Raw genomic sequence first — 11,260 nt, forward strand, 5'->3', positions numbered from 1 at the left:
ACCCGGATATACGGAGATAGAGAAGAACCGGAATAGTCAGGGACAGTTGTGGATTGTGGATTAGACATGACATTGCGAAGATTAGCAATACCATTTCTCACTTGATAGATAGATACTTAATGCAGTATGCAACATCCAGGTTTTTATTTCAACATAAACATTATAACTCCATTAGAGAGGAAGATTTTACAATGAAATATGCGCTGCAATATAAACCTAAAAATATTTTCAACAATTGATATCGTAATCTGAATCAGTATATCTTATTCTAAGCTCACTTCATCTCTAATTTACAACAATTATAAATATATGCCAGATAAAACCAGTGGTTACGTATCGCGGGAAGGCCGGAGGCATTGATGATGCATCTGGTGAAGACAACTGCGTATACCGTATGTTCGGACGCGGGTTATTCATATGATGGGGAATACTAAGCCAGTTTGGTGCCTCGTTCTGATGATCCTTCTGGCTGCTTGTGTGCTTACAACGACCACACTTGCAGACGAGGGAAACAGAACGGCAGGAGAGGCTATGATAGCCTCCATGCCCATTTTATTCATTCCGAATGAAGGGCAATTTGAAGATAATGTATCGTATCAGGCTCAGTCATCACCAGAGCAACTGATTACGGTATTCAAGAATGGTATTGAATTCAGCCAGCAATCAGTTGATAACAAGACAGCAGTTAAGCCTGTCTTTGTAAAATTAAATGGTGCTAATGACAATACTACGATTGTAGGACTCAATCCGGTTAATACCACTGCAAATTTCTACTCAGGATCAGAACAGTCTGCCTGGAAGAGCGGTATTAACCTGACATCAGGAGTTCAGTATATCGAGGTCTACCCGGGTATTGACCTGAACCTTTCAGGAAAAGGTGGAAACCTGAAAAGTGAGTATACCGTCCAGCCAGGATCAGATCCTTCAGTTATTGCATTGCAGTATTCTGGTCAGGACTCGCTCACTCTGAATGATACCGGTGACTTGATCATCAAGACCGCAGGACGTGAGATTGTTGATCAGGCACCTGTAGCATACCAGGATATCAACGGATCCAGAGTAAATGTGTCCTGTTCATACAAGATCGGAGCAGACAACACCATTACCTTCACGATTGGATCCTACGATAAATCCCAGATCCTTGTTATTGATCCGGTGATGAGATACTCATTGTACTTTGGTGGCAATGGTCGCGATCAGGGTAACAGCATTGCGGTTGATAACAATGGATATGCCTATTTTATCGGAACTACCTGGTCTGATCATCTGAAGTATCTAAAAAATGAGACCGTTGTATCCGGTATGAGTGCACAGGGGCTGGCCCCGGGAAGCGTTCAGCCGTATTATGGTGGTGGTGATAAGGACGCGTTTATTATCAAGATCAATCCAGATGGAACCGATCTCGTCTACATCTCATATATCGGTGGAAGTGGAACAGATGAGGGAACCGGCCTTGTCATTGACAATGACGGGAACACCTACATAACCGGTGGGACAAACTCAGCCGATTTCCCTGTAAAGAATGCATTCAGAAACAAGATCTCCGGTGGTTATGATGCATGGGTTGCAAAACTTGATCCCACCGGGAAAGATCTGACGTTCTCCACCTATGTTGGAGGAACTGATGATGATTTCTCATATGCAGTCGCAATTGATGGCAAGAAAGATGTTTTCATCACTGGTGAGACTAAATCCTGGAACTATCCAGTAGTAAACAGATATCAACTGTCACCATTTGGTGGACATAGTGATGCCTTCATCACAAAACTGACACCTGAAGGAAATTCTATCGTTTATTCCAACTTTATTGGGGGGAGTGCAAACGAAGCAGGAAGTGCAGTCTCTATTGATCCAAACGGGTATGCATGTATTGTAGGTCAGACTGAATCGCCGAACCTAATGGTCATCAAACCGTATCAGGCAATGCTGAAAGGATCATTTAACGCATTTGTTACGAAATTTGATCCGGAAGGTAAGTATCCTGCAGCATACTCGACCTATCTCGGAGGTAGCAACTGGGATGATGGTAAGGGAATCATCGCACATCCCGATGGATCACTTACCGTTGTAGGTTCAACAAAATCACCAGACTTTCCAACCGTAAATCCGATTCAGCCAGGCCTTAAAGGTGTACAGGATGGATTTATTGCTACCCTGAGTCCTGATGGTTCAACATTAAACCAGAGCACTTTCTTTGGAGGGTCACTGGTAGACTCCATCAGTTCGGTTACTAATGATGCCAAGAACAATATCTTCATCGTAGGTACCTCTGATTCCACAGATCTTCCGGTTGAACGTGCATACCAGTCTAAGCTTGGTGGCAAATCAGATCTGATGCTTGCCAAGTTCAGCCCTGATATCAGTCAGATTCAGTACTGCACCTATCTTGGTGGTTCAGATATTGATGAGGGCAGAGGCGTTGCAGTCACGGGTGAAGGGGACGCGTATATGACCGGATATACCACCTCGATTAACTTCCCCAAAGTCTGGCCATATCAACAGAACTTTGGTGACGGTGACCGTGATGCATTTGTTGCAGTCATTTCTGAACATGACATGATTCCGGTAACAGACTTTGAAGGTGTTCCAACCGAAGGAGATGCTCCACTAACAGTGCAGTTTACCGATACCTCACTGGGTATTCCGACTTCCTGGGCATGGGAATTTGGAGATGGATGCAACTCATCTGAACGTAATCCAAGTCATATCTACGAAAAGCCAGGCGTTTACACTGTTTCACTGACTGCATCGAATATCGTCTCCAGTCAGAAAAAGACCAAGGAGAACTATATCACCGTTCGGGAACCGGTAAAACCACCGGTTGTTGACTTTAATGCCAACCCACAGTCAGGGGTAATACCACTCAGTGTCTGCTTTACCGATCTGACCACCAACCAGCCGACTGCATGGTCATGGGTTTTTGGTGACGGAGGAGTGTCACAGGAGCAGAACCCGACACACGTATACACGACAGCAGGAATCTTTACCGTTAACCTGACCGCCAGCAACAAGGCAGGTTCCGGTTCGAAAGAAAAACCACAGTTCATCAATGCTCTTCCCAATGTAACCAAACCGGTCGCAGACTTTGTTGCTGATCCAACCACCGGCATGGTTCCACTGAATGTGAAATTTACCGATAAATCAAAGAATGCACCCACTTCCTGGTTATGGAACTTTGGTGATACCACAACCTCAACCGAACAGAACCCGGCTCACACCTATACTCAGCCAGGGAAGTACTCGGTAACCCTAAATGCAACCAATACTGCAGGCTCTGACAGTATCACCAAGCCTGAACTTATTGATGCAAAACCAGGAATACTCAAACCGATAGCAGACTTTACCGGTGCACCCACCAGCGGAATGGCACCCCTTAAAGTCTCTTTCGTAGACATCTCAAAGAACGGACCAAACGCCTGGTCATGGAAGTTTGGCGACGGAAAAGACTCTATCGAGCAGAACCCGACCCACACCTATGACATACCGGGTAAATACACGGTAGAACTTGAAGTCAGAAACCCGGCAGGGGCAGACAAGAAGGTAATTCCTGATTACATAACAGTTACCAAACCCGGATCTGCACCAACAGCACAATTCAGGGCTTCACCAACTATCGGAATCGCTCCTCTCACGGTTAGTTTCACTGATCTTTCAGCTGGAAGCCCGAACAAATGGGCATGGAACTTTGGAGACGGGCAGACTGCTGAAGAGCAGCATCCAATTCACACCTATCAGGCACCAGGCGAATACACCGTAACGCTCACGGCCAAAAACGAGTTCGGTGAATCAACCAAGGTGCAGGAGAAGTTAATCCACGTCCTTGATAAGCCGGTACCACTGAAGGCAGCTTTCATGGGAGAACCAACAACTGGTATTGCTCCACTGAATGTCAAATTCACGGATCTCTCCACTGGTAATCCAAACGCATGGCTCTGGAACTTTGGTGACGGAACAAATGCCACCGACAAGAACCCGACTCATGTGTATACTCAGCCAGGGGACTACACCGTCCTTCTGACTGCAATAAGGGGAGAAGACCGATCTACCGAGATCAGATACCAGTATATTCACGTAGCCCCGGCAGGAAAACCACCAGTACCTGACTTCGTCGCTTCACCAACGACAGGAAAAGTACCCCTTACAGTCTGCTTTACTGATCTCTCATCCAATGATCCGACTGCATGGAAGTGGGACTTTGGTGATGGACAGACTGCAACCGATAGAAATCCAACTCATGTATTCCAGACTCCGGGAACCTTCACGGTCTGTCTGGAAGCATCCAACTCGTTTGGATCAGCCCGGGCATGCAAAGAGAATCTGATCACAGCAACTGAACCCAAAGAGCCGGCACTATTCTATGGGCACATTACCGTAGACGGTGATCAGGCACCTTGTAAAACCATTATTGAAGCACGTGGATCCGGAATAGAGACCGGAATCAAGGATAATCCAACCGTTACTGAGGAAGTTGGTAATTACGGAATTCCAGAACCACTTCGTGTGCAGGGAACCATCAAGAATGGCGAACCGGTTACCTTTTGGGTAAAGACACCAGGCTCCGCTGAGTTCGTGCAGGCAGAATGTTATGACCTCTACGGAGGAGCCAACTGGACAAAATCATATCCATTCCGTGGCGGTGACAAGACCAGACTTGATCTGAGAGTTGGCGGAGAAGGAATCCCGCCAATGCCAGTCCTTCCACATGAGTTCTTCGGAGAAGTTACCTTTAATGGTCAGCCTCTCCAGGTTGGATCAACCATTACCGTAAAAGGAGACAACATCATAGAAGGCCATGTAGGCAACCCACTTCCAATCACCTCACCCGGAGTTTACGGATTTGAAAAACTCCAGCGGCTCATTGCACAGGGAGATTTGAAGAGTGGTCAGCCACTGACATTCTGGGTTACTCCAACCGGGACAAATGAAGCAATTCAGGCACAAGTCCGGGACATCGAATCAGGAGGAGAATGGGCAAGTTCATACCCCTACTTCGAAGGAGGACTCACCAGACTTTCACTAAAGGCTGACGGAGGAAAACCTCCGGTTCCTTCTACTCCAATGACGGTTATGGGAAAAGTATCCATCAATGACAGGCCGGCACCACCGGGTTCACTCATTACTGCAGATGGAAGCGGAGTCCAGGTGGGTATCGACAACAATCCGGTTCAGGTAAATAAACCTGGAATATATGGTGATACGGTAAAAATGACAATCCAGGGTGACATACCTCCAGGATCCCCGATTTCTTTCACCATCTATGATGCTGAAACCGGTCAGGAACAGGTTGCTGAAGTTTTAGACCCTGCCACCGGAGAATGGAAGAAATCATACCCATTCACTGAAGGATGTGATATCATTCTGGATCTCCGGTCGACCGGTATCATTCCAATGGCAGTTAACTCATCCTAACCACACCTCTTTTCTTTACTTACCTAATTACCTGATTTTTTGATATCTGACATGCAAATGTCGAAAAACATTTTCAATATGTAATACTAACTTTACTTTGTAGATTCAACTACAAATCATTCCGGTATTACAGCATTATCGTCGAATATCAGGTGAATATATGAACGAAGAGATCCTCGCGCTTACAAATGAAGCTAAACAGTACGCAGACCTCCTCAACCCACTTCGTGACGAAATTTCCAGGGTTATCGTAGGGCAGCGGGAAATTGTAGATCGTCTCGTGATATCATTATTAGCAGATGGTCACGTCCTCCTTGAAGGAGTACCGGGTATCGCGAAGACACTTTTGATAAAAACACTGGCACAGGGCATCGATGCATCCTTCTCCAGAATCCAGTTCACTCCTGATCTGCTCCCCGCCGATATCACCGGTACAAAAATATTCAACCAGCAGACTGTCTCATTCACGACCGTCAAAGGGCCAATATTCAGCCAGTTTGTGCTTGCTGATGAGATCAACCGGGCCCCGCCAAAAGTTCAGTCAGCTCTTCTTGAAGCAATGCAGGAGAGACAGGTTACTATTCAGGGTGAGACCTACCCGCTTCCATCTCCTTTCTTTGTACTTGCAACTGAGAATCCTATCGAGCATGAAGGAACGTATCCTCTACCTGAAGCTCAGATGGATCGGTTCATGTTCAAGATTATCATGGGGTATCCATCCCGCACTGAAGAACTGACAATTTTGGATAGATTTACCGAAGGAGTAAAAATAACTCCAAAGCCAGTCATTACGGCAGATACCATCCTGACATTACAACAATTCCTTCCCCGGATTTATGCTGATATAGAGATCAAGAATTATGTAACCTCAATCGTCGACGCTACCCGGAATTCTTCACGATACGGACTCGAACTTGGTGATTATATCGCGTACGGGGCATCACCAAGGGCAACTATCTTTCTGGTACTCGGTGCCAAGGCGCATGCTATGCTGCGGGGACGTGGATATGTAGTTCCCGAGGATGTTAAGGCTATTGCGGGAGAGGTATTGCGGCACCGCATTATTCTCACATATCAGGCAGAAGCAGACGGAATAACTACTGATTCTGTCATTTACCAGATACTTCAGCGTGTACCGGTTCCCTGAGGAGGTCAGAAGAGATGCCAGCATGGGAAGACCCTGTAGAACTAGTCAGGCTCATCCGCTCGGTTGACATCATCACCCGTGCCAGGGTGACCGGTCAGAAAGCAGGAGTTCATATCTCACTTTTTAAAGGGCAGGGTATTGAATTTTCCGAGATCAGGGAGTATGTCCCTGGTGATGACATCAGGGCGATTGACTGGAAAGTTACTGCCCGGTACGGAATTCCGTATGTCAAGGAATTTACTGAAGAACGTGATCAGACATTCTACTTTGTAATTGACCTCTCAGGATCGCATGCCTTTGGCAGCACAGTAAGCAAGTACCGGATGATGCTCGAGATATGTGCGAGCCTTGTATTTGCCGCGGTCCGATACCATGACCGGGCGGGTCTGTTGATCGTAACCGATCATGTTGAACGGTTTATTCCGGCACGAAGCGGGAGAGCTCATGCAGTCCATCTGATCCATGAAGTGATCAATCATACACCGAAGAGTTCGGGATCTGATCTTCGTCCGGCATGTACCCATATTCTCACCCGGCTTCGCAGAATGGCTTCGGTGATACTGATCTCTGATTTTTATATGCCAGATTTTTCCCGGGAACTGGGACTGCTCAGTCAACATCATGAGGTGTATGCAGTCAGAGTCTCTGATCCCCGTGAGGCTGAACTACCGGATGTCGGATTGATCGAACTGGAAGATGCCGAGACCGGAGAGCAGATCTTGATCGACACCTCTGATGACCTGTTCAGAGATGATTATCGCAAGGCAGTAGTCGAGACTAATACCAAAATCACAGAACTATTCCGGAGAACTCATGTTCCGATGGAACAGGTACGAACAACGGATGACTGGCTTGTTCCCCTCCAGCGCCTTTTCGGTGATAATCCATTTGCAGGAGTGCGATCATGACCGGATTTTATCATCCCGAATGGCTTATTCTGCTCCTGGCACTTCCAACCCTGTATTACTGGTACCTTCGTGAGACTAGACGGAAGAAACAGGAAGCAATGGTCTTCTCACACATCGGATTCATGAAGACCGCTCTTGCAGGAAAAACAGGATCACACCGGCCACGTATGCTGCTTCTCATTGCCCTCGCTGCACTCGGTTGTATCATCATCGGGCTTGCTGATCCTCATATTCCGCTTGAGCAGGCAAAAGAAGGGGTAAACGTCATCCTTGTTATGGATGACTCCGGCAGTATGCAGGCAACCGATTATAAGCCAACACGACTTGAATCTGCAAAAGAATCTGCCGGCCGGTTAATCCGCCAGTTGGATGATAAGGACTATGCAGGGGTTATCACCTTTGAATCCGGAGCTACGAGTGCAGCTTATCTCTCCCCCGATAAAGACCGGGTCTTCACCAAACTAAAAGCCATTGAGCAGAAAAGTGGTGCTACTGCGATTGGAGACGGTCTGGCACTTGCCATCGATATGGCCGAATCAATTCCAAACCGAAAGAAAGTGGTTATACTTCTTTCTGATGGTGTGAACAATGCAGGTGTAATCTCTCCTGATCAGGCGACTCAATTCGCTAAAGACAAGGGGATTCAGGTGTTCACTATTGGCCTTGGATCAGACCAACCGGTAGTACTGGGGTATGACTGGTTCGGTAACGCTCAGTACGCTGATCTGGATGAAGATGCATTGAAAAAGATTGCAACAGAGACTGGTGGAAAATATTACAAATCTGTTGACGATCGCACCCTTTCACAGATTTATGCAAATCTGAACAAAGAGATCAAACGTGAAAAAGAAGAGACCAGTATCAAGGACTGGTTCTTTTTCATCGCGATGATTCTCATCGTTGTGGAAATAGCCCTCAGATATGGAAGAAGGAGGATCATACAATGAAATATGTTATCAGTATCATTCTGATCCTGGCTGCAATAGCAATTACTCCGGCTCTTGCCAGTGATGTTACGCTTAAGACTAGTCAGAGCACCTACACGTTTCCATCAGGAGAAGAAGCCAGGGTCCCCTTTATTGTTGATAGTTCGTTTCAGAAGACCAATGTAGGAACTCTAGCGTATACACTTACAAGAAAGGAGTCACAGGGAGGATTTTCATTCTCTCAGTCCAGCTCACAATCCCAATCCTTTCCTATCAGCCCGGGAAGTTCTCAGAACGCAATAACCCTGAGTTCAGAAGAACCAGCAGAATTTGAAGTTAGTCTGTCCCTTCAATTCCGTGACGATGGTAGGGACTATGTCTCGACACTACCTCCATTTACCGTTGTCTTTACTCCAAACCAGACCTCTCAAAATCAGGGCACTTCAGGATCTTCCCAGCCTTCAGGTGGTCAGGGTTCACCTTTGAGTTCAACCACCAGTGAGGTAAAACAGAATACCCAGGGGCAGAGTCAGGATCCCTTTGCTGAGATGGATCAGCAAATGAACGCAATGCGGCAGCAGAACCAGCAGATAATGCAACAGATGCTCTCAAGTCAGGGCCAGTCTCCAGGTTCTGGTAGTAGATCGCAGCCGCAGAATGCGCAACAGGCATTGCAGAACAATCAGATGAATGCACAGTCATCTACCCTGCAGCGGCAACTGGCACAGGAGACAAGCCAGAACAAACAGGATCAGCAGGAACTTGCCCAGCAGATGAAACAGGATCCCCTCCTGAACCAGATGAATCAGGATCTGAAAAATGCAGGATATGAACAGAAAGATGCCTCACTGACAGCACAGGGAAAAGGATCAGGATCTGTTTCTGCACAATATAATAATGAAAAAGGGCAGTCAGTCTCATTGAAAGGAGAGATCGAGAACGGATCAGTACAACAACTGACTGCAAGTTCAAATGAATCAGTTCCAACTCCATCATCGTTACAGAATGATCCACGATACCAGGCTGCCAAAATGGATCTTCAACAGGCAGGATACAATCAGACCGGTGGCTCACAGGCGCTTACACCAAATGAGACCCGGATAGACGAGCAGTATACTACCCAGGACGGGAAAAACGCAACAATATCCTCAATAATCAGGAATGAAACCGTTGAATCAGTTACTGTTCAGAAGGAGGAAGAGATTCCTCTTGGATGGTACATTGGAATCATCCTGCTCATCCTGCTCATCTGTCTCTGTTCATGGGCAGCGTATCGGTATTACCAGAAACGAAACCTGGTTCCCGGAGAAGAAGTTCAGGAAATTTCCGAACCACTTGACATCAACGAAGCTACCGAAAAGTATCTTATCATGGCTGAAACAGCGGTTAAAGAAGGCCGCATCAAGGATGCATATACAAATTCAGGTCAGGCACTCAGGTTCTTCATCTCTCATACAAAAGGATCAGGGAGTGCGGATACAACCGAAGAGATCCTGACCATTGCCAGGAAAAAAGGAATGGAGATCCGGAGGATTACCCCGATTCTTGAACGGTGTATGATGGTAGAGTATGCCCGTAGCGATGGATCAGCAGAAGAATCACTTGGATTCATCAAGGAGATCAGATCACTAATCATGGATCAGAATCCTGAAGAATCATAATAATACCTTTTTTCCTCAGGTAAACCGTCAGGTATATTACCATTTCAACTGATATCCTTCAGAGCGATAGAATAGCAAGAATCTATAACAATAATCAGGAGATTTTCAAATATTATCAATCCGGTTTACTGGGTACTTAACTGAACTCAGCTTAACCGATATAACTCTTGAGCAGAAATTATTCATCAACGGTCAGCACCGACCATACAAAAAATGTTACAAACGCTGATACCCGGGGTAAGAGGTGAATATGGTACCAATTATTATGTATGGTTTTCAACAGGAGAAGCATAATTCATGGGAGAAGTCAGGGAACTTGTAATCGTTCTAACCATTGCGGTCATCCTCGCATTTGCTGGTTTCTGGGTGAGCGGAGTAGTAAGTTCACTCTTTGAAGGAGATCTGGTTGTCTCTGATTATCAGGTTGCCTGGTCATATGACGGGGCTTTACAGGAATCATACCAGTATTCCGTAAAAGTGGATGATACCTACCGAAGCCTGAACCGATTCTTTCAGGTGCCGGTATCATACGGTACGTCTGATTCTGCTCTGGTAGAACTGATCCAGTCAACTCCTCCTCAGGGAGCACATACATACCTGAAGGATTATTCCGGAGCCGTTCATTTGGACGGCGGGAGTGCAGCAGATAAGCAGTTGATCCAGAAAAATGCAAAAAATAATGAGGCCGGTGCCTTCAAGTCTGATTTTTATCCCACCGGAACCTGGCCAGTCATCTACTCCTGGATCATATCTCCACCGATAGAACGGGGGGCCGATGCCGATCACCTCAATATTGATCTGGCACGAGATCATGTTGCGTACCAGTCAGTCACCATTACCATCCCTGCTGACCTGGTTCTGAAAGTCTACCCACATCCTGCCGGGATGACGGTAACTAAAACCGGAGACTCCTATATCATCTCGGGTAGTGCTGAAGGGGATGTTCAGGTCGGATTTGAACTGGTTCTTGACCGGGGTGCAGGAGACGCGATTCACGGGAGAATCAGCGATCTTGGCTCTGTTCAAATCCAGGATAAAGTTAATGCTGCAAACCCATGGTATGCAGACCTGTTGACTGCTACCCCATACATCTCGTATTTCGGATCCATCATACTGATATGCTCCATCCCGGTGCTGCTTCTCCTGATCTGGTACCGGAGAGGCAGAGAGAAACCATTCACTATTCCTGATCACCTGAGCATGGTACCT

Annotated in this window: 6 protein-coding genes; all 6 read left to right on the forward strand. The window is 46.5% G+C overall.

Features of this window, described 5'->3' with window-relative positions:
- Nucleotides 1–417 precede the first annotated feature (417 nt).
- Nucleotides 418–5,409 (forward strand): PKD domain-containing protein, encoded by a 4,992-nt coding sequence (locus LUQ50_RS10935; protein ID WP_300039870.1) that lies wholly within the window; start codon nt 418–420, stop codon nt 5,407–5,409.
- A 160-nt stretch (nt 5,410–5,569) separates the two neighbouring features.
- Nucleotides 5,570–6,556 carry a MoxR family ATPase gene (locus LUQ50_RS10940; protein ID WP_300039871.1) on the forward strand — a complete coding sequence of 329 codons (987 nt, stop codon included), beginning with the start codon at nt 5,570–5,572 and terminating at the stop codon, nt 6,554–6,556.
- Between the two features lie 14 nt (nt 6,557–6,570).
- Nucleotides 6,571–7,464 carry a DUF58 domain-containing protein gene (locus LUQ50_RS10945; protein ID WP_300039872.1) on the forward strand — a complete coding sequence of 298 codons (894 nt, stop codon included), beginning with the start codon at nt 6,571–6,573 and terminating at the stop codon, nt 7,462–7,464.
- Nucleotides 7,461–8,411, forward strand: coding sequence for a VWA domain-containing protein (locus tag LUQ50_RS10950; protein ID WP_300039873.1), 951 nt, complete (start codon nt 7,461–7,463; stop codon nt 8,409–8,411). Before LUQ50_RS10945 ends, LUQ50_RS10950 begins: the two co-directional genes overlap by 4 nt.
- Entirely contained in the window at nt 8,408–10,051 is a 1,644-nt protein-coding gene (locus LUQ50_RS10955; protein ID WP_300039874.1) for a hypothetical protein, read from the forward strand. Before LUQ50_RS10950 ends, LUQ50_RS10955 begins: the two co-directional genes overlap by 4 nt.
- 297 nt (nt 10,052–10,348) lie before the next feature.
- On the forward strand, nt 10,349–11,260 hold a 912-nt coding region (locus tag LUQ50_RS10960; RefSeq protein WP_300039875.1), incomplete at its 3' end, for a DUF2207 domain-containing protein.

Source organism: Methanospirillum sp., from assembly GCF_028679455.1.
In the GTDB taxonomy this organism is placed as follows: Archaea; Halobacteriota; Methanomicrobia; order Methanomicrobiales; family Methanospirillaceae; genus Methanospirillum.